Genomic DNA, 19,225 nt, shown 5'->3' with positions numbered 1-19,225 from the left:
TCTTCGTGTCTCGCCCGCCAGCATGCACCCCAGCAGCGGCAGCAGTGATGCCGTGTTTGCATCAATCGATCCGGCAAAGCTGGCCTGGATCCGCGACCGCCTGGCCGGCACGCCGCTCAGTCCAGGTGGAACACCTCCTCCATCATCGCCCACCACTCGCCCTCGGCGCGGGTCTCGAACGGCTCCTGGCAGGGGATGCAGACCGCCCACCATTCCTGCGTCGCCGGATCGGCCGCCATCGCCGCCATGTCGGCGGCGAAATCGGTGCCGTGATACTCCCAGCAGCCGAACAGCAGGTTCTCCGGCTGCTTCAGGTAGATCGAGTAGTTGCGGATGTTCGAGGCGCTGATCCGCGCCAGCACCGCGGGCCACACCGCGGCGTGCAGACGCTTGTATTCGGCGACCTTGTCCGGCTTCAGCCGCAGGCACATCCCCATACGCTGCATGTCCGCACCCCGTGATTGCCTGCGCATACGTCTTACAAATATAAGGAATGTCACGCGCCGCGGGAACCCCGGGGCACCCGACACCGAGGCACCGCCATGGCCAGAATCGTCCGCGTCGAAGCCCTGATGCTCGACCTCGTGCCCAAGGTGAAGCGGGTCGACGCGATCCAGTCCTTCGTCAGCCAGGAAACCCCGATCATCCGCATCACCGATGCCGATGGCGCGGTCGGCATGGGCTACAGCTACACCATCGGCACCGGCGGCCCGTCGGTGATGAAGCTGATCGAGAAGACGCTGGGCCCCGCCCTGATCGGCCGCGAGGCCGGCATGGTCGAGCAGGTCTGGCGCGACCTGCTGTTCCTGACCCACGCCACCACCGTCGGCGCCATCACCGCCATCGCCCTGGCGGCGATCGACACCGCGCTGTGGGACCTGCGCTGCCGCAAGGCCGGGCTGCCGCTGCATGTCATGGCCGGCGGGGCGCAGGAGAAGATCCGCCTGTACACCACCGAGGGCGGCTGGCTGCACCTGGAGCCGGCGGCGCTGGTCGAGGACGCGCTGCGCCAGAAGGCGGCGGGCTTCGGCGGCGCCAAGCTGAAGGTCGGCCGGCCGATCCATGAGGATGTCGCCCGCATCGCCGCGGTGCGCGAGGCGGTCGGCCCCGGCTTCGAGATCTTCACCGACGCCAACCAGGCCTTCTCGGTCGACGACGCGATCCGCCGCGCCCGCCACTACGAGCCGCTCGACATCGGCTGGCTGGAGGAGCCGCTGCCGGCCGACGACGTCGAGGGCCATGTCCGGCTGTCCAACGCCACCAACCTGCCGATCGCGGTGGGCGAGAGCCTGTACAGCCACCTGCATTTCCGCGACTACCTGCAGCGCGGCGCCTGCTCGATCGTCCAGGTCGATGTCGGCCGCATCGGCGGCATCACGCCGTGGCTGAAGGTGGCGCACCTCGCCGAGTGCTTCAACGTGGCGGTCTGCCCGCATTTCCTGATGGAGATCCATGTCGCGCTGTGCGCCGCGGTGCCGAACGCCCGCTGGGTCGAGTACATCCCGCAGCTGGACAGCCTGACCACCGAGGGCATGACCATCCGCGACGGCTATGCCGTGCCCAGCACCGAGCCGGGCCTGGGCATCAAATGGGACCTGGCGGCGATCGACCAGCAGACCGTCGCCGGCTCCCGCTTCGAGATCAAGGCGTAAGGACCCGACATGAGCAGAACCATCATGGTCGTCGGCGGCCTCAACCGCTCCGCGCCCTATTTCGCCGACGCGCATGGAAGGGGCCTGAGCCTCTTCGCCTTCGACGAGGCCGACGCGACGGCGACGCCGCTGTGCGAGGTCACCGGCATCGACAATCCGAGCTACCTCTCGATCAGCGCCGACGGCCGCTTCCTCTACGCCAACAGCGAGGTCTCCGGCTGGCCCGAGGGCACCGTCACCGCCTATGCCATCGATGCGGCGGCGCCGCGGCTGCGGGCGCTGAACCTGCAGTCGAGCGTGGGCAGCATCACCGCCCACAGCAGCTTCGACGCCACCGGGCGGTTCCTGCTGGTGGCGAATTACAGCCTGGGGCCGATGGACGAGGGCTCGAACCAGGCCATCGCGGTGCTGCCGGTCGGCGCCGACGGCCGGCTGGGGCCCGCGGTCTCCAGCGTGCTGCACGAAGGCACCGGCCCGAACCCCGACCGGCAGGAGCGGCCGCACCCGCATTGCGTGTTCGCGGCGCCGGACAACCGCTTCGTCGTGGTCGCCGATCTCGGCCTCGACGCGCTGTTCGCCTATCCCTTCGACGCGGACGGGCGGCTGGATGCGGCGGGCGTGGTGCGCAGCCCCCTGCCCGCCGGCAGCGGCCCGCGCCATTTCGCCTTCCACGGCAACGGCCGGCTGGCGGTGCTGATCTGCGAGCTCGATTCGACCGTGGCGTCGCTGCGCTACGACCCGGCGAGCGGCCGGTTCGAGACCATCGGCATCGTCTCGGCGGTGCCCGAAGGCGTCCGCGGCAGCCATTGCTCCGGCATCCAGATCCACCCCAACGGCCGCTTCGTCTACGGCGCCAACCGCGGCCATGACAGCGTCGCGGTGTTCGGCCTCGACGCCGACAGCGGCCGTCTGACCCCGCTGGGCCACACTCCCTGCGGCGGGAAGACGCCGCGCGACATGACGATCGACCCGTCCGGCCGCTTCCTCATGGTCTGCAACCAGGACAGCGACGTGATCTCGGTCTTCGCCATCGACCCGGCCACGGGCGCGCTGACCCCGGCCGGCCGCGACATCGCCATCGGCACGCCGATGTGCGTGAAGTTCGCGCGGATCGGGTAGCCGCACGCCTACATCACCGCGCGCAGCGCCACCACGGCGACCACGCCGACCAGGATGGTGGCAAGCAGCGGCAGCCGGGTGGCGGCCACCGCGGTGACCAGCGCCGCCAGGGTCTCCGGCCAGCCGGTGGCCAGCACCATCGGCGCGATCACCGCGGTCAGCACCGCCGGCGGCGCGGCGTCGAACGCGGCCTTCAGCCGGCCCTCCAGCCGCAGCCGGCCAACCAGGAACAGGCCGGAGATCCGGGTCAGGTACGTCACCACCGCCATGCCGAGGATGGCGGCGAGGGTCGTGAGGTCCACGCTCATGCCGTCACCTCCTCCGGCGCGGCGGTCAGCCACGCCGCGCCGATGCCGGCCAGGGCGCCGGCCGCGACATGCCAGGGCGGCCCGGCGAAGCGGTAGACCAGGGCGGCCACCACCAGGCTGGCGCCGATGGTGGCGGTGCTGCGGTGGCTGCGCCAGAAGCCGGCGACCAGGCCGATGAACAGGGCGGTGAAGGCGAAGTCGGCGCCGATCCGGCTGGGGTCGCCGATGATGGCGCCGACGGCGGCGCCCAGCGTCCCCCACACCACCCAGTTCAGCCAGAAGAAGCCGCCCATCGCCAGGAAGTAGACCGGAGTCATGGCGCCCGAAGCGGCCCGCCGCTCCGCCATCGCCCAGTTCTCGTCGGCCAGCACGGCATAGCCCAGCAGCCGCTGCGCCCAGGTGAAGCCGCCGGTGCGGCGGGCCAGCGACAGGCTCATCAGGATGTGGCGGGAGTTCACCAGCAGGGTCGAGACCACCAGCGTCGCCACCGGCACCGGCCAGGACCACAGGTCGATGGCGGCGAACTGCGCCCCGCCGGCGAAGACCAGCGCGCACATCAGCGCCATCTCGGCCGGGGACAGGCCCTTGGCGGCGCCGAGCGCGCCGCACAGCAGGCCGATCGGGATCGCGGCGATGGCGGGTGGAAGGATGTCGCGGATGCCGTCCGCGGCATCGCGCCAGGGAGATCGGGTCATGCGGGAGCCGTGCGGTTAGAGGCGGAGGCCGGACCGGTAGGCGCCGGGGGCGACGCCGAGCCGGGCCTTGAAGGCGTGGGTCAGATGGGCCTGGTCGCAGAAGCCGGTGGCGGCGGCGACTTCGGCCAGCGTCTCGCCCGCCTGCAGCCGGCGGCGGGCGGCCTGGACCCGCAGGCTGAGGAGATAGGCGTGGGGCGTCATCTGCATCTCGCGCCGGAAGGCGCGGATCAGGTGGTGGCGCGACACCCCGGCCTCGGCCGCGAGGTCGTCGAGCGACAGGTCGTCGGCGTGGCGGTCGCGCATCAGCCGCGTCACCCGGGCGATGCGGTCCGACCCCGGCGGCGTCTCCGGCTGCAGCGCGGCGTGGCGGACCAGGCAGCGGCCATAGGCGCGCAGCAACAGCTCCTCCGCCGCCATCGGGTCGCCGCCATCGGTCATGGCGGCGAAGGCGGCGGCGAACAGGGCCAGCGTGTCCGGGTCGTGCACCACCGGCTCGGGGAAGAACGGGGTCTCGGTCACCGGCCGGCCGGCGATCTCCGACGCCAGGCGGCGCATCAGCGCCACCGAGGGGTAGGTCATGCGGTAGCGGTAGCCGCCGCCATGCGGCGCCCCGTCATGCACGTCCTCGGGGTTGACCAGGGTCAGGTCGCCGGGGCCGCCATAATGCTGGGCGCCGCGGGCGAACCAGGTCTCGCAGCCGGCGAAGATGCCGCCGACGACATAGGTCTCGTGGGTGTGCAGGGCGTAGCGATGGGTGCGGAAGGTCGCTTCCAGGCAGTCCAGCCCGTCGAAATCCGCAGCCGTGAAGAACCGCGCCCGCTCGTTCTGCGCGAGCGGCTCGCCCTCCACCGCCTGTTCCTGGGTCACCGTGTCCATCGCCCCGATCATAAGGCCCGGCCCGGAGGCGTCTTGTAGAAAATCGGCATGGCGGCGTGGCCGGGCGCGTCGCCTCTCCCGCACGGCGAGGGCCGGCACGGGCGGCGCCCCCCACCCTCCCGGCCCAAGCGGGCCGGGCCCCTCCCTCTCCCCAAGGAGAGGGAAAGGAAGAGCCGGCCCATTCACCTCTCCTTGGGGAGAGGTCGAAATCGCCTGGCGATTTCGGGTGAGGGGGTGGCACCGGCGGATGGAAAGCAAGCGGGAGAGGCGACACACGCAGTCCTGACAGGGCTCGGAGAGGTGGTCACCATCCCGTCGGCTCAACTGCTGTCCGGCGGCTTGCGGGCCGGGCGGCCGGCCTCCTCCGCGTCGGCGGACGGTTCGGCCGCCTCGGGGGCGGGGTCGGTCAGCGGTTCGTCGAGCGGCTCGGCCGCCTCGTCCTCTGCGACGACGTCGTCCCAGCCCTGCGGCAGCCGGTGCGGCTCGCGGCCGAGGCGGCGGCAGATGCGCCGAACGATCTCATCGATCGGCAGGGTGTCGAGTTCGACGTCCAGCGGCTCGGTCTCGGTCAGGCTCTCGCGCGGTGTGACGCTCGGGCTCGCGGCGACCTTGGTGGCGCCATCCGGCCGCTCGGGCCCCAGCGCCGCGGCCACGGCGCGGGCGACCTGCGCCCGCCGCCGCTGCCGGCGTTCCGCCACCTCGACAGCGGCTTTCTCCGCCGCGTCCTTGCGGGCCCGGTAGGCCTCGCGGATGCGCTCGGTCATGGCGATGGTCAGGCGCACGGCACGGGCGATCCGCGCCTGCGACAAGGCGAAGTCGATCACCGGCGGCTCGAACCGGTTCCCGGCCACGATGTGCTGGCCCTCGAGCCGGCGGGCGGTGCGCATGTCGATGTCGACCAGCTCGCGCAGCGTGCCCAGCGCCCACACCGTCCACTCCCGGTCGGGATCGACCGGAGGGGTCTCGGCGGGAGCGATGTCGGGCGGCGCCTCATTCATGGAACATATCATGAACAAAAAATAGAAGTTAAGCTAGTCCCATCTCACGGATACGCGGTTCCCCGCCTGCCGTCCCCGCCGGCGCAGGGGTGCCGAAACGGGGGAAACTGCCGGCCACCGGCTCCTTTCGTGCGAAAATTATCTCTATGGAATAGCTCTGGACTGCACCCCATAAATGAGACAGCGGTGACGAATTGCGGTGACAGTGCACTCTTAGGGGCCGTGCCGGTTTGGCGGAACCATTCGGGCCGGCCGGAGAGGCGCGGACCGCGTTGTCGGCCCCTCACCAGCGCCCCACCGACACCTTTGGCATTTCCTTCGATTTTGGCGTAAAATCGCGCCATGAGCGACGTCCAGGCCCTGTTCGCGGCCCTGCGGCAGTCTGCCGACGGCGAGGCCGCGGCGGCGGTGGAGCGGCTGGTGCGGGACGGGCCGGACCGCGCGCTGTGTCGGGTCAATGTTCTCGACTTCGCGGCCGAGACCGGGATCGACGTCGAACGCGCCATCGCGGCGTTCCTGCACGCCGCCCGCCTCGGGCTGTTCGAGCTGTCGTGGAACGTGCTCTGCCCCGGCTGCGGCGGCGTTCTCGACGCCGGCGCCACGCTGAAGACGCTGGACCGGGACGAGTACAACTGCGCCCTCTGCGCCGCAGGCTACGAGGCCACGCTCGACGAGATGGTGGAGGTGGCCTTCACCGTGAGCCCGCGGGTGCGCCGGATCGGCGCCCACGACCCCGACACGCTGCCGCCGGTGGAGTATTGCCGCCAGATGTTCTGGGGATCCGGCATCGATCTGCCGCCGAATTTCGAGCAGCTGGTCGAAGACATCACGCTCGACTTCGTCGAGCTGCCGGCCGGCGAGAAGGCGCTGCTGTCGCTGCAGCTGCCGGCGGAGTTCCTCATCGTCTTCGACCCCGTGAGCCACGCGACCCAGTTCCTCGACGTGAAGGGCGAGCCGACGCGCGATCGCCAGACGCTGTCCTTCATCATCGATCCGGTGCATCGGCCGAACGAAACCATCCCGCTGCGGCCCGGCCCGCTGCGCCTCTCGGTCGAGAACCGCACCCATCGCCGGGTGCTGGCAGGGGTGTGGATCGCCGGGCACGCCATGCACGAGCTCCTCGGCCGGCGCAAGCCGTTCCTGACGGCCAAGCGCCTGCTCACCAACCAGACGTTCCGCGACATCTACCGGACCGACACGCTGGATATCGACCAGCGGCTCAAGATCACCAGCATGACGTTCCTGTTCACCGATCTCAAAGGGTCGACGGCGCTGTACGAGCGCGTCGGCGACCTGGCCGCGTTCGACCTGGTGCGCGCCCATTTCCGCGTGCTGCACGAGATCGTCGCGGCCGAGGCCGGCGCCGTGGTCAAGACCATCGGCGATGCCGTGATGGCCACCTTCCCGACACCCGACCGCGCCGTGGCCGCCGCGCTGCGCATGCGCGACGCCATGGGCCGCCTCAACGACGCGCACGCGAACGAAGACCTGGTGCTCAAGATCGGCATCCACGAAGGGCCGTGCCTCGCGGTCTCGCTCAACGAGCGGCAGGATTATTTCGGCCAGACCGTCAACATCGCCGCCCGCGTGCAGACCCTGGTGAATTCGCGCGCCATCTTCGCGACGGAGTCGGTCGTGACCGATTCCGCCACCGCAAAACTGCTGCAGACCAGCGGCATCGAGCCGGTCGCACAACGCCACACGCTGCGCGGCATCGCGGACGAGCTGACGCTCTACGAGATTCCTTAGCGTCCAAAGGGCCGTCGCTTCCGCCGAATGGTGCGAGAGCGCGGGCGTTATCCCTAGAGGCAGCTCACCACGGGACGGTGCGGCCGAGATAGTCGAGATACTGCAGCCCGGGCGTCTCCTGCTTCGCGAGCAGGACGTTGACCAGGCTGGGAATGCTCTCTTCGATCGAGAGCTTTGCATCCGGGCCGCCCAGGGCGGTGCGGACCCAGCCCGGCGCCATCACCACCATGGCGCGCGCCGTCCCGGCCTGGCGGGCCGCGAAGCTGCGCATGAACATGTTCAGCGCCGCCTTGGTGCCGCGATACAGCTCCCGCTGGCCGGATTCGTTGTTGGCGATGCTGCCCTGCCCGGACGACATCACCCCGATCAGGCCGGTCGCCGCGACGCAGGGCTCCAGGCGTTCGATCACCCGCATCGGGCTCAGGGCATTGGTGACCATGAGGTGCACGAACTCGTCGGTCGAGACCTCGCCGATGGTCTGGTTCGGGTCCCGGTTGGCGGTCCCGGCATTGACGAACAGCATGTCGAACACCCGCCCCGACAGGCGGTGGTGCAGCGCCGCGAGCTGATCGGGGTCGCAGATATCCAGGGTCTCGATCTCGACCCGGCCGCGGTGCTCGTCCGCCAGGTCGTGCAGCAGGGTGCGGCTTTCCCCGCGCACCGTGCCAATGACGTTCCATCCGTGTTTCAGGAATTCAGCCGCCATGGCGTGGCCGAGGCCGCGGGACGCGCCGATGAGCAGAAGGGTGCGGCGGGGCTGATGGGGTTCAGAGAGGGGCATGGGGTCGATGCTTTCGCTGGTGGGGTCTGCCGCTGATGTGGCGGACCGCGCGGGCTTGCACCAGACGCACAAGATTCAATGAACGATTGCATGTGGCGCTATGCCTGCATGCGCCCGCGGCCTATCCTGGGCCATGCAAAGCGTGGATCTGAACCTGCTGATTGCGCTGGACGCGCTGCTCACCGAGCGCAGCGTGACCGGGGCGGCCCGCCGGCTGGGCCTGAGCCCTTCCGCCATGAGCCGGGCGCTGGCACGGCTGCGCCATGCCACCGGCGATCCGCTGCTGGTGCAGGCCGGCCGCAGCCTGGTCCCCACGCCCTATGCCGAAAAGCTGGGCGGGCGGGTTCCCGCGCTGACCCGGGACGTCCAGGCGGTGCTGCGGCCGCCGGCCAGCCGGCTGGACCTGGCGGCCCTGCATCGCACCTTCACCATCCGCGCCGGCGAGGGGTTCGTGGAGCTGCTGTCCGCCCCGCTGATGGCGGCGATCACCCGGGCCGCGCCGCATGTCCGCCTCCGCTTCGCGCCGAAGCCCGACAAGGATGCCCAGCCGCTGCGGGACGGGCGGATCGATCTGGAGATCGGGGTGCTCGGAACCGCGGCGCCGGAGGTGCGGACCCAGCTGCTGTTCCGGGACAGGTCCGTCGGGGTCGCCCGGACCGGGCATCCGCTGCTGGGGCCCGGGGGCGTGACGCCGGAGCGCTATGCCGCCTGCAGCCATGTCGTGGCGTCGCGCGAGGGAGACTTCATCGAACCGGTCGACCATGCCCTGGAGGCCCTGGGCCTGAAGCGGACGGTGCGCCTCGTGGTCCCGGGACATCCCGATGCGATGCGGATCGCCAGCCGCTCGGACCTGGTCGCGCTGGTGCCGCGGTCGTGCCTGGGGAATGCCCTGGCGGCCGATCACGCCGCCATTCTGGGGCTCCAGAGCTTCGAGCTACCGGTCCGGACGCCCGAATTCGCCATTTCCGCCATCTGGCATCCCCGCCTGGATGCCGACCCCGCGCATCGCTGGCTGTGCGACACCATCATGGCGGTGGGCAGGGAGGCCTATCCGTAGAGCCAGGCCCGGCTCAGGACATCCCGCAGCGGCCGGGGCTGGCGGTCGAGGTCCAGCGCGCCGACGAAGAGGCCGGCATTGCGCAGCTTCCGGCGTGCGCCCGCACCCAGGAACCGGCGGAACTGGTCGACGAAGCCGGCGTCCCGCCAGGCCGCCTGCTTCTGCAGCGTGCGAAACGCCGTGAGGTCCCGCTCTTCCGCCAGGATCGCCTCGATGGCGTCGGGCCCGACGGCGCGGATCAACTCGTCCTCCAGGTCGCGGTCGCAGACGAAGAAGCCCTCGCGCTCGAGGTCGCTGCGCGTCTCGGGCTGTGTATGGCCGGACCGCGCCAGGGCGCGACAGAAGTGCCGGGCTTCGGCGGCATCGCACAGGCCGCTGACGCGCAGCCCGACGCCGGCAGGCCCGAAACGGGCCAGGAACTTCGCCACCGATTGCGCGCCGCCGATCGGCACCACCGCCACGCCCTCCTTCGCCAGGTCCCTGGCCTGGAGGCCGGCCAGGGTCTCGACCGCGATCTGGTCGCTGATGCCCTCGACCAGCACGACGGAGCGGGCGTTCCGGGCACGCTCCAGCGCATCGGCGGTCGCCCGCAGCGGTGCATCCGCCCCGCTAGCATATCCGGGAACGGAAACCTCCTGGCGTCGGCGGCGCCGCGTTCGTGTTGGCCCGGTCTCCGCGGCATCATCGGCCAAAGCAGCCACCCATGCTCTGCGACAGGCGCGGCGATCGTACACATCCCGTGGGCCGCCTGGCTACGGATCGGGGGCCGATTGCGCCGTCCGGTCCGATACACCGGCGCGGCATTGGTGTCCGGCCGCGCCGGGCGCGATGATGCGGGCCGCAAAACAGGGGGAACTGCCATGAGCGGGATCAAGGAAGTGCAGTCGTGGAGCGCCGAGGGCTATGCCCGCAACGCGCGCTTCGTCGCCGATCTGGGCCAGCCGGTGCTCGACCTGCTGGCGCCGCAGGCGGGCGAGCGCATCCTCGACCTCGGCTGCGGCGACGGCGCCCTGACGGCCAAGCTGGTCGCCGCCGGCGCCACCGTGGTCGGCGCCGATGCCTCGGCCGAGCTGGTGGCCGCGGCCCGGGCGCTGGGCCTCGACGCCCGCATCGCCGACGGCCAGGCCCTGGCCTTCGACGCCGAGTTCGACGCCGTCTTCACCAACGCCGCGCTGCACTGGATGCGCGACGCCGACGCGGTCATCGCAGGGGTCAAACGGGCGCTGAAGCCGGGCGGCCGCTTCGTCGGCGAATTCGGCGGCCACGGCAATGTCGCGGCCATCGCCACCGCGCTGATCGCGGCCTTGAGCGCCCGCGGCATCGACGGCGCCGCGCGCGTCCCGTGGTTCTTCCCGACCCCGGCCGAATACGCCGCGAAGCTGGAGGCGCAGGGCTTCACCGTCGAGACCATCGGCCTGGTGCCGCGCCCGACGCCGCTGCCGACCGGCATGCGCGGCTGGCTGGACACCTTCGCCAGCCCGTTCCTCGAAGGCCTCGACGGGCCGGCGCGGGTCGCGGTGCTGGACGAGGTCGCGGCGCTGCTGGCGCCCAGCCTGCGCGACCAGTCCGGCCGCTGGACCGCCGACTACGTCCGGCTGCGCTTCGCCGCGACGCTGGAGGCATAGCCAAGCCCGCCGGCCCGCCGAGGCAGTCGGCCACCGCCTAACCTGGGCGTGGCCGGACAAGGGCTTGGATGGATTTGGGAATTCTGCGGCATCGGGCTCCGGGGCCTGCCGCGGCGGTGGACGCTAAAGGGTGCTCACATGGGGGAACGGGCGGCCGTCACCACAGCTGGGCGACGGCCGTCACCACGAGGCAAACCGCCGCCAGTCCGGCCAGGCCGACCGCAGCCATCACCCAGGCGGCCGCGACCTCCGACCATGACACGGTGGGGGACCGCGTCTCCGACGCCACTCGGCGGCATCTCTGCACCACCGAATCGTCCGGCTCGACGCCGGTCATTCCGATGAGGCTCATCTCACTCTCCGCACATCAATCTGCAATGCTGCGCCCCGGTCCCGGATGTCCTCGGCCGACGCGCACCACCAGATATGACGGTTCCGGCAGCCCGAGGGTGTGACCTGCGCCACAGACGAGGGCCGCGAAAGCAGATTTTTGCGGAAATTCGGAAGGTCGGGTGCCGTCGGCCGCAGGTCCTGGAGCCGACGGCACCCGACCTCGCCCCGCGGAAGCAGGGCGAGGCAGGCTCAGGCCGTCACGTCAGGAGGGCAGGACCAGGGGCCGGCGCGTCAGCGCCAATGGCCCTCGACCCAGCCACCGCCGCGCCAGTAGCCCGGCACCCAGATCCGCTGCGGTGCCTGCTGATAGACCACCCGCGGCTGGGCGTAGACCGGCGCCTGCCCGTAGACTGGCGCCTGCTGATAGACCACGGGCGGCGGGGCATAGACCGGCGGCGGCGCGTAGTAGACCGGGGGCGGGGCGTAATAGACCGGCGGAGCCACCAGCGGCAGGCCGATGCCGATGCTGACGCCGGAATGGCAGCACCAGCCGCCGCCATGCCAGCCACCGCCCCATCCGCCGCCGCGCCACCAGGCCTCGGCCGGGGTCGACATCATCATCGGAAGGGCCAGCGCGGCGCCGAGGGCCGCGAAGACCGCGGCGCGGCGGGGGTTGACGTGGAGCACCTTCAACATGGTGAACACCATCTCTGCTGAACGCGGCACGCCGGACGGGGCGTGTCTCTGTGTCCTACACGAAGAGATGGGGTCTCGCCGTCGCCGGTGACAAGGAATGAATGGAATTTAATGCCGTAACACAAAGGGCGCCGCCCACTGGACGACGCCCTTTGCTTCGCGAAATGCGCCCCGGCGGCTCAGGCCTGGACGGTCTTCTGGGCCTGTTCGCCCAGCTTCTCGATGCCGAGGCGGATGGTCTGGCCGGCCTTGAGGTACTTCGGCGGCTTCTGCCCCATGCCGACGCCCGGCGGCGTGCCGGTGGAGATGATGTCGCCGGTCCGCAGGCTCATGAACTGGCTGAGGTAGCTGACCAGGAACGGCGCCTTGTAGACCATCGTCTTGGTCGAGCCGTTCTGGTAGCGGTGGCCGTCGACCTCGAGCCACATGTGCAGGTTGTCGTAGTCGCCGACCTCGTCCGGCGTCACCAGCCACGGGCCGGTCGGGCCGAAGGTGTCGGCGCTCTTGCCCTTGGTCCACTGGCCGTGGCGCTCGGTCTGGAAGGCGCGCTCGGACACGTCGTTGATCACGCAGAAGCCGGCGATGTGGCTGAGCGCATCGGCCTCGGAGACATACTTCGCCGGCTTGCCGATGACGATGCCGAGCTCGACCTCCCAGTCGGTCTTCTCGCTGTTGCGCGGGATCTCGACGTCGTCGTTCGGCCCGACGATGGCGCTGGTGGCCTTCATGAAGATGATCGGCTCGGGCGGCACGGTGGCGCCGGTCTCGGCGGCGTGGTCGGAGTAGTTCAGCCCGATGCAGATGAACTTGCCGGTGCCGGTGACACAAGGGCCGAGCCGCGGGTTGCCGGTGACCACCGGCAGCGTGGCCGGGTCGATCGCTTTCAGCCGGGCGATGCCGGCCGGGGTCAGCGCCTCGCCGGCGATGTCGGGCACGGCGCCGGACAGGTCGCGGATGCGGCCCTCGGCATCGAGCAGGCCGGGCTTCTCCTGGCCCACGGGGCCATAGCGCAGCAGCTTCATCGGTGTTCGCTCCCTGGAACTCTCATGGCAGGCCTCACGGGCCTGGTTCAGATGGTGATGCCGCCGTCGACGGCGATGGCCTGGCCGGTGATGTAGGAACTCTCGTCCGAGGCGAGGTAGACCGCAAGCGAGGCGATCTCCTCGGCGGTGCCGAGGCGGCCCATCGGCTGGCGCGCCACGAAGGCGGCCCGCGCCTTCTCGACATCGCCCTGCGCCGCCATGCGGTCGTGCAGGCTGGGCGTCTCGACCGTGCCGGGGCAGATGGCGTTGCAGCGGATGCCCTGGCCGACGAAATCGGCGGCGATCGACTTGGTCAGGCCCAGCAGCGCCGCCTTGGTGGCGCCGTAGATGAAGCGGTTGGGCAGGCCCTTGATCGAGGAGCAGACCGAGGCGACGCTGACGATCGAGCCGCCGCCGGCCGCGATCATCGCCGGCAGGAAGGCCCGGCACATGTGGTAGGCCGAGCGGACATTGAGGTCGAAGGAGAAGTCGTAGTCCTTCTCTTCGCAGTCGAGGATGGTGCCGGCATGGACGAAGCCGGCGCAGTTGAACAGCACGTCGACCGCGCCGCGCTCGGCGGCATAGGCCTTGATCGCGTCGTGGCTCAGCACGTCGAGCCGGGTGGTCTTGATCGCGGGCACCTCGGCCGCCAGGGTCTCCAGCGCCGCCGCGTTGATGTCGGTGGCATGCACCGTCGCGCCTTCGCGGGCGAAGGCCAGCGCCACCGCCCGGCCGATCCCCTGCCCCGCCGCGGTCAGCACCGCCGTCTTGCCCGCCAGCCTGCCAGCCATCTTCGGATGCCCCGTTGTTAAGTCGGACGTATTCCTCGCCCCGAGGCATGGCCGCCGTCAAGCCGGAAGCGCATCATCGCTGGTCAAAGCCTGGGCATCGGCGCTAGGAAAGCGGAGCATAGTCGGTGATGAGCGTGGAGACGTCATGAAGCGGTATCGGACCGCGGTGATCGGCGCGGGCTATTTCGGCAGCCTGCACGCAGCCAAGCACGCGGAGCTGCCCGAGGCGGAACTGGTCGCGATCTGCGACACCGACCCCAGCCGGGCCGAGGCGCTGGCGACCAAGCACGGCGCCAGGCCGGTGACCGCGCTGGCCGACCTGATCGGCCAGGTCGACGCCGTCAGCGTCGCGGTGCCGACCAACGCCCATTTCGACACCGCCCGGATCTGCCTGGAGGCCGGCATCCATGTGCTGATCGAGAAGCCGATCAGCAACACGCTGGACGAGGCCGACGCGCTGAGCCGCCTGGCCGCCGACCGCAAGCTGGTGCTGCAGGTCGGCCATCTCGAGCGCTTCAACCCGGTGGTGCAGGGCCTGGCCAAGATCCTGAACCGGCCGCGCTACATCGAATGCCAGCGCATCTCGGCGTTCAAGCCGCGTGGCACCGACGTCAATGTCGTGCTCGACATGATGATCCACGACATCGACCTGGTGCTGAAGATCGTCGGAGCGCCGCTGGAGCGGATCGACGCGGTCGGCGCGTCGGTGCTGAGCGAGGCCGACGACATCGCCAATGCCCGGCTGCAATTCACCAATGGCTGCACCGCGACCGTGACCGCCAGCCGGGTCAGCTGGAAGCGCCACCGCACCATGCGGATCTTCCAGCAGGACGGCTACATCATGGTCGACCTGAGCGAGGCCAAGCTGACCTTCATCCGCAAGACCCGCGGGCGCGACGGCCAGCCGGAGCTGTACCAGGAAGAACAGCAGTTCGAGGCCGGCGACCCGCTGAAGCTGGAGATCCAGAGCTTCCTGCAGAGCGTCGGCAATGGCGGCCCGCCGGCGGTCAGCGGCCCCGAGGGCCGGGCCGCGCTGGCTGCCGCCCTCGAGATCACGCACCAGCTGGCCGACTGGCGTCGGCGCTTCGAGGACGGCGACGCAACTGCAAATTGAAGGCGTGGGCGAAGGGGGATGCGTTGAAACCGAAGGGGTGCGACATCATCTATCTGGATCAAAGGCTTATCTCCCAAGATCCGTTCCCCCGAGATCCCCTTCATGGATGACCCGTACACCGTGCTCGGCGTGCCCCGTACCGCCAGCGACGACGACATCCGGCGGGCCTATCGCAAGCTCGCCAAGAAGCACCACCCCGACCTGAACCAGGGCGACCCGCGGGCCGAGGAACGCTTCAAGTCGGTGTCGACCGCCTACGACCTGCTGGGCGACGCCGCCAAGCGCAAACGCTTCGACGCCGGCGAGATCGACGCCACCGGGGCCGAGCGCCCCTATGCCCGCCGCGCCGGCCCGGGACCGGGGATGGGCGCCGGCATGGGCGGAGGCGGCACCCGCTACCAGCGCTACGACAACTACGACGCCTTCACCGACGCCGGCGACCTCGACGACGTGCTGCGCGGCATGTTCGGCCAGGGCGCGAATGCGCGCGCCGGCGGCGGCAAGGGCCGCGACGTCACCTATGCGCTGCGGGTCGAGTTCCGCCGCGCCATCGAGGGCGGCGAGACCACAGTGACCCTGGCCGACGGCCGCTCGCTCAAGGTCACCCTGCCGGTCGGCCTGACCGACGGGCAGACCATCCGCCTGCGCGGCCAGGGTGAGAAGGGCCCGCGCGGCGTCGCCGGCGACGCGTTGATCGAGGTCCGCATCATCCCCGACCCGGTGCTGGAGCGCGACGGCAACGACATCCGCATGATCCTGCCGGTGTCGCTGCCGGAGGCGGTGCTGGGCGGACGTGTCGAGGTGCCGACGCTGCTGGGCCCGGTGGTGGTGACCATCCCCAAGGGGTCGAACAGCGGCACCGTGCTGCGGCTGAAGGGCAAGGGCGTGCGCAACCCCACCGGCGACAGCCGCGGCGACCAGTATGTCCGGCTCGCCGTGACCTTGCCGGACCCGATGGACCCGGACCTCGCCCGCTTCCTCGAGGAGTGGGCCGTGGCCCATCCCTACGACCCCCGCGCCGGCAAGGCGCGCTGAGGCATGGCGGGCCCGCATGGACAGGCGGGCCCGCAATCGCCATATTCTTCCCATGACCGACGCACCCGACAGCTTGGTCCTGCGCTATCTCCGCCAGATCGATCAGAAGGTCGATCGGCTGGCGGAAGACGTGCATGACCTCAAGGTCAGGATGACGGCGGTCGAAGAGAACCTCGCCGGCGTCCATCGGCGCATCGACCGCGTCGAGGCGCGCCTGGAGCGGATCGAACGGCGGCTGGATCTGGTCGAAACCGGCATCTGATCCGCGACCGCGACGGCCCCTCCTGCCCTGCGACATCTGCAGGTTTGACGCGGCGGCACGCCGGCGCGATAAGCCGGCCCCATGCAATCGACCCCAGCCGCCGCGGCCCTGCGCCCCACTGTTGCCCAACCGGCCAGACGCTCCGTCGCCGCCTGGCTGTTCCTGTCCGCCGCCATGGTCTTCGCCGCGGCGGTGATCGGCGCCATCACCCGGCTCACCGAGAGCGGCCTGTCGATCGTCGAATGGGCGCCGATCAAGGGCATCGTGCCGCCCCTGTCGGACCAGGCCTGGGTCGACGCCTTCGCCGCCTACAAGGCGACGCCGCAATACCTCTACACCAACAGCGGCATGTCGCTGGACGCGTTCAAGGGGATCTTCTTCTGGGAATGGCTGCATCGGGCATGGGACCGGCTGAGCGGCCTGGTCTTCGCCGCCGGCCTGGCCTGGTTCGCCTGGCGCCGGGCGCTGGGCTGGAACCTGGGCCTGCGCCTGCTGGCCCTGCTGGTGGTCGGCGGGCTGCAGGGCGTGCTGGGCTGGGTGATGGTGCGGAGCGGGCTGGACCACCGGCCGTCGGTCAGCCACTACCTGCTGGCCGCGCATCTCGGCCTGGCCGTTCTGCTGTACGCCCTGATCCTGTGGGCCGCCTACGGGCTGGTGCTGACCCGCCAGGGCAATTTCGCCGCCGCGCCGTCGCTGCGCCGCCACGCCGCCATCGCCATCGGCTGCGTCGCCGTCACCATGTGCTGGGGCGCCTTCGTCGCCGGGCTGGATGCGGGGCAGGTCTACAACACCTTCCCGCTGATGGACGGCCGCTTCCTGCCGCCCGAGGCGTTCAGCATCATCCCGGGCTGGCTGAACCTGTTCGACAACACCGCCCTGGTCCAGTTTACCCATCGCTGGCTGGCGATCGGCACCGCCCTGGTGGTGCTGGCCCTGGCGGTCCGCACCACCCGCACGCCCGTCGCCGGCTGGGGCCATCTGGTCGGGCTGATGGTGCTGGTCCAGGTGGGCCTGGGCATCTCCACCCTGCTGACGCAGGTGCCGGTCGGGCTGGGCGCGATGCACCAGGCGGGGGCCCTGGTGCTGCTGGCCCTGCTGCTGGCGTTGCGTTTCGTAACCCGGCCGGTTTCGGAATCACGGCCCAAATGAGCCCAAGAAGAACTTAAAGTACAACCGAAGGGCTGATTCGACACTTTCCTTTTTGCGACTTTTGCAAGGCGCCAAACCTGCTCCAGAATCATAGCAGACCCGCGAATTCGATTGCCGAAGGGCGGTCGAGTCGATACCGTCCACGCCATCACTCCTCGCTGGTGGGAGACGGACGAAATGCGCGTCTGATTGCGACGCGTTTGATGCAAACAAACCAGCGACCGGGACCGAAACCGGAAACAGTAGGGGCGAACACATGCACAGTTTCACCAAGATCCTGGCGCGCGGGCTGCTCGCCGCTGCCCTGATGGGCGGCGTCTCGAGCGCTGCGATGGCCGAAATCGTCTTCAACAAGGGCAATGGCGCCGAGCCGCTGACGCTCGACCCACACAAGCTGTCCGGCGTGCCGGAATCGAACGTGGCCATGGATCTGTTCGAGGGCCTGCTGACGCCCGACGCCAAGGGCGAGCCTTCGCCGGGCGCGGCGGAAAGCTGGACGGTGTCGGACGATGGCCTGACCTACACCTTCAAGCTGCGCCAGAACGAGCAGTGGTCCGACGGCACCCCGGTGACCGCCGCCGACTTCGTGTTCTCCTGGCATCGCCTGATCGACCCGAAGACCGCTGCCGACTACGCCTACTTCCTGGACCAGGTCGTCGGCGCCAAGGATGCCCGTCTCGGCAAGGGGTCGGTGGACCAGGTCGGCGTGAAGGCGATCGACGACCACACGCTGGAAGTGAAGCTGGTTGCCCCGACGCCGTACTTCCTGTCGTCCCTGGTGCATCAGTCGACCTATGCCATCAGCAAGGCCAACTACGACAAGTTCGGCGACGATTTCATCAAGGCCGGCAACCTGATCTCGAACGGCGCCTACCAGCTGGCCGAGGCCGTGCCGCAGGGCTACATCAAGCTGACGAAGAACCCGCATTTCCATGATGCGGACAACGTCAAGATCGACACGGTGATGGTCTATCCCACCGAGGACATCGACGCCGAGCTGCAGCGCTTCAAGGCCGGCGAGCTGGACATGACCTACGAGTTGCCGAGCCAGCAGATCCCGACGCTGCAGAAGGAAATGCCGGACCAGATCCACATCGCCCCGTATCTCGGCGTCTACTTCTACGCGTACAACCTGACCCATGAGCCGTGGAAGAGCAGCCCGGAGCTGCGCCAGGCCCTGTCGCTCGCGGTCGACCGTGACTCGCTGATCAAGAACGTCACCCAGGCCAGCCAGATCCCGGCTTACACCTTCGTGCCGCCGGGCACGATCAACTTCCCGACCTGGGAGCCGGATGTCGCCAAGCTGACCCAGGCCGAGCGCGACGCCAAGGCCAAGGAGCTGTACGCCAAGGCCGGCTACGGCCCGGACAAGCCGCTGAAGCTGGAGCTGACCTACAACACCAGCGAGAACCACAAGAAGGTGGCCGTGTTCATCGCCGCCATGTGGAAGCAGAAGCTGGGCGTCAACGTCAGCCTGGTGAACCAGGAATGGGGCACCTTCCAGGACACCCGCGACAAGAAGGAATTCCCTGACATCGCGCGCCATGGCTGGATCGGCGACTACAACGACGCCTATGGCTTCCTGCAGCTCGAGCTGGGCGATGTCGGCGAGCAGAGCACCTCGGGCTACTCCAACCCGAAGTTCGACGACCTGATGGCCCAGGCCGCCAAGGCGACCGAAGCGACCAAGCGCGGCGAGCTGATGCAGGAGGCGGAGAAGCTGATGATCGCCGACCTGCCGGTGCTGCCGCTGTACTTCTACACCACCCACCACGCCGTCTCCCCCGCCCTGAAGGGCTGGGTGGACAACGTGTCGGATTACCACCTGTCGCGCTGGCTGTCCGTCCAGCGCTGAGGATGAGTCTGTGACGATGCCCGCCCACCGGACCCGCCGGAGGGCGGGCATCGACCTTTTCGGCCCCCGGGATACGTCCGACATCTCCCGCCGGGCGAGGATCTGATG

General features: G+C 69.8%; 21 protein-coding genes. 10 read left to right on the top strand and 11 right to left on the bottom strand.

Annotation, left to right across the window (positions count from 1 at the left end):
• Nucleotides 1–116: 116 nt before the first annotated feature.
• Nucleotides 117–446: an L-rhamnose mutarotase gene (locus E9232_RS21695; protein WP_309797382.1), complete on the bottom strand. Its 330-nt coding sequence runs from the start codon at nt 444–446 to the stop codon at nt 117–119.
• 96 nt (nt 447–542) lie between these two features.
• On the opposite strand from E9232_RS21695, the gene E9232_RS21690 reads away from it, so the two are divergent.
• Both E9232_RS21690 and E9232_RS21685 read left to right on the top strand, forming a co-directional pair.
• Nucleotides 543–1,652 (top strand): mandelate racemase/muconate lactonizing enzyme family protein, encoded by a 1,110-nt coding sequence (locus E9232_RS21690; RefSeq protein ID WP_309797380.1) that lies wholly within the window; start codon nt 543–545, stop codon nt 1,650–1,652.
• A gap of 9 nt (nt 1,653–1,661) precedes the next feature.
• On the top strand, nt 1,662–2,771 hold the full coding sequence (locus E9232_RS21685) for a lactonase family protein (RefSeq protein WP_309797377.1): 1,110 nt from the start codon (nt 1,662–1,664) through the stop codon (nt 2,769–2,771).
• An 8-nt stretch (nt 2,772–2,779) separates the two neighbouring features.
• On the opposite strand, the gene E9232_RS21680 is transcribed toward E9232_RS21685, so the two are convergent.
• The 4 genes from E9232_RS21680 to E9232_RS21665 all read right to left on the bottom strand — a co-directional run bounded on the left by E9232_RS21680 (nt 2,780) and on the right by E9232_RS21665 (nt 5,648).
• Nucleotides 2,780–3,079, bottom strand: coding sequence for a branched-chain amino acid transport AzlD family protein (locus E9232_RS21680; protein WP_309797376.1), 300 nt, complete (start codon nt 3,077–3,079; stop codon nt 2,780–2,782).
• The gene (locus E9232_RS21675) at nt 3,076–3,774 is read right to left on the bottom strand and encodes an AzlC family ABC transporter permease (RefSeq protein WP_309797374.1); all 699 of its coding nucleotides are present in this window, start codon (nt 3,772–3,774) and stop codon (nt 3,076–3,078) included. Before E9232_RS21675 ends, E9232_RS21680 begins: the two co-directional genes overlap by 4 nt.
• 15 nt (nt 3,775–3,789) lie before the next feature.
• The gene (locus E9232_RS21670) at nt 3,790–4,650 is read right to left on the bottom strand and encodes an AraC family transcriptional regulator (RefSeq protein ID WP_309797372.1); all 861 of its coding nucleotides are present in this window, start codon (nt 4,648–4,650) and stop codon (nt 3,790–3,792) included.
• A gap of 320 nt (nt 4,651–4,970) precedes the next feature.
• The gene (locus tag E9232_RS21665) at nt 4,971–5,648 is read right to left on the bottom strand and encodes a hypothetical protein (RefSeq protein WP_309797370.1); all 678 of its coding nucleotides are present in this window, start codon (nt 5,646–5,648) and stop codon (nt 4,971–4,973) included.
• Nucleotides 5,649–5,990: 342 nt separating this feature from the next.
• Between E9232_RS21665 and E9232_RS21660 the strand changes: the two genes are divergently transcribed.
• Complete coding sequence (locus E9232_RS21660) at nt 5,991–7,397, top strand: adenylate/guanylate cyclase domain-containing protein (RefSeq protein WP_309797368.1); 1,407 nt, start codon at nt 5,991–5,993, stop codon at nt 7,395–7,397.
• Between the two features lie 64 nt (nt 7,398–7,461).
• Here E9232_RS21660 and E9232_RS21655 read toward each other — a convergent pair whose 3' ends face one another.
• Complete coding sequence (locus E9232_RS21655) at nt 7,462–8,178, bottom strand: SDR family oxidoreductase (protein WP_309797366.1); 717 nt, start codon at nt 8,176–8,178, stop codon at nt 7,462–7,464.
• Between the two features lie 133 nt (nt 8,179–8,311).
• Between E9232_RS21655 and E9232_RS21650 the strand changes: the two genes are divergently transcribed.
• Nucleotides 8,312–9,235: a LysR family transcriptional regulator gene (locus E9232_RS21650; RefSeq protein WP_309797365.1), complete on the top strand. Its 924-nt coding sequence runs from the start codon at nt 8,312–8,314 to the stop codon at nt 9,233–9,235.
• Here E9232_RS21650 and E9232_RS21645 read toward each other — a convergent pair.
• Nucleotides 9,226–9,927 carry a TOPRIM nucleotidyl transferase/hydrolase domain-containing protein gene (locus E9232_RS21645; RefSeq protein WP_309797363.1) on the bottom strand — a complete coding sequence of 234 codons (702 nt, stop codon included), beginning with the start codon at nt 9,925–9,927 and terminating at the stop codon, nt 9,226–9,228. The genes E9232_RS21650 and E9232_RS21645 overlap by 10 nt on opposite strands.
• Nucleotides 9,928–10,095: 168 nt before the next feature.
• On the opposite strand from E9232_RS21645, the gene E9232_RS21640 reads away from it, so the two are divergent.
• Nucleotides 10,096–10,860 carry a class I SAM-dependent methyltransferase gene (locus E9232_RS21640; RefSeq protein ID WP_309797361.1) on the top strand — a complete coding sequence of 255 codons (765 nt, stop codon included), beginning with the start codon at nt 10,096–10,098 and terminating at the stop codon, nt 10,858–10,860.
• A gap of 157 nt (nt 10,861–11,017) precedes the next feature.
• Here E9232_RS21640 and E9232_RS21635 read toward each other — a convergent pair whose 3' ends face one another.
• From E9232_RS21635 to E9232_RS21620, 4 genes are all read right to left on the bottom strand, one after another.
• Nucleotides 11,018–11,212: a hypothetical protein gene (locus tag E9232_RS21635; protein ID WP_309797359.1), complete on the bottom strand. Its 195-nt coding sequence runs from the start codon at nt 11,210–11,212 to the stop codon at nt 11,018–11,020.
• A 272-nt stretch (nt 11,213–11,484) separates the two neighbouring features.
• Nucleotides 11,485–11,889 carry a hypothetical protein gene (locus E9232_RS21630; RefSeq protein WP_309797358.1) on the bottom strand — a complete coding sequence of 135 codons (405 nt, stop codon included), beginning with the start codon at nt 11,887–11,889 and terminating at the stop codon, nt 11,485–11,487.
• 179 nt (nt 11,890–12,068) lie between these two features.
• Nucleotides 12,069–12,911 (bottom strand): fumarylacetoacetate hydrolase family protein, encoded by an 843-nt coding sequence (locus E9232_RS21625; protein ID WP_309797356.1) that lies wholly within the window; start codon nt 12,909–12,911, stop codon nt 12,069–12,071.
• A gap of 47 nt (nt 12,912–12,958) precedes the next feature.
• The gene (locus E9232_RS21620) at nt 12,959–13,702 is read right to left on the bottom strand and encodes an SDR family oxidoreductase (RefSeq protein ID WP_309797354.1); all 744 of its coding nucleotides are present in this window, start codon (nt 13,700–13,702) and stop codon (nt 12,959–12,961) included.
• A gap of 145 nt (nt 13,703–13,847) precedes the next feature.
• On the opposite strand from E9232_RS21620, the gene E9232_RS21615 reads away from it, so the two are divergent.
• From E9232_RS21615 to E9232_RS21595, 5 genes are all read left to right on the top strand, one after another.
• Nucleotides 13,848–14,816 carry a Gfo/Idh/MocA family protein gene (locus tag E9232_RS21615; RefSeq protein ID WP_309797352.1) on the top strand — a complete coding sequence of 323 codons (969 nt, stop codon included), beginning with the start codon at nt 13,848–13,850 and terminating at the stop codon, nt 14,814–14,816.
• Nucleotides 14,817–14,918: 102 nt separating this feature from the next.
• Complete coding sequence (locus E9232_RS21610; protein ID WP_309797350.1) at nt 14,919–15,851, top strand: DnaJ C-terminal domain-containing protein; 933 nt, start codon at nt 14,919–14,921, stop codon at nt 15,849–15,851.
• A gap of 16 nt (nt 15,852–15,867) precedes the next feature.
• Complete coding sequence (locus tag E9232_RS21605) at nt 15,868–16,113, top strand: hypothetical protein (RefSeq protein ID WP_309797348.1); 246 nt, start codon at nt 15,868–15,870, stop codon at nt 16,111–16,113.
• 81 nt (nt 16,114–16,194) lie between these two features.
• Nucleotides 16,195–17,262, top strand: a complete 1,068-nt coding sequence (locus E9232_RS21600; protein WP_309797346.1) for a COX15/CtaA family protein — start codon at nt 16,195–16,197, stop codon at nt 17,260–17,262.
• Between the two features lie 256 nt (nt 17,263–17,518).
• Nucleotides 17,519–19,117, top strand: a complete 1,599-nt coding sequence (locus E9232_RS21595) for a peptide ABC transporter substrate-binding protein (RefSeq protein ID WP_309797345.1) — start codon at nt 17,519–17,521, stop codon at nt 19,115–19,117.
• Nucleotides 19,118–19,225 lie beyond the last annotated feature (108 nt).

Origin of the sequence: Inquilinus ginsengisoli, from assembly GCF_031453975.1 — a bacterium.
Classification (GTDB): domain Bacteria; phylum Pseudomonadota; class Alphaproteobacteria; order DSM-16000; family Inquilinaceae; genus Inquilinus; species Inquilinus ginsengisoli_A.
This window is presented reverse-complemented; position numbering and strand designations above follow the sequence as displayed.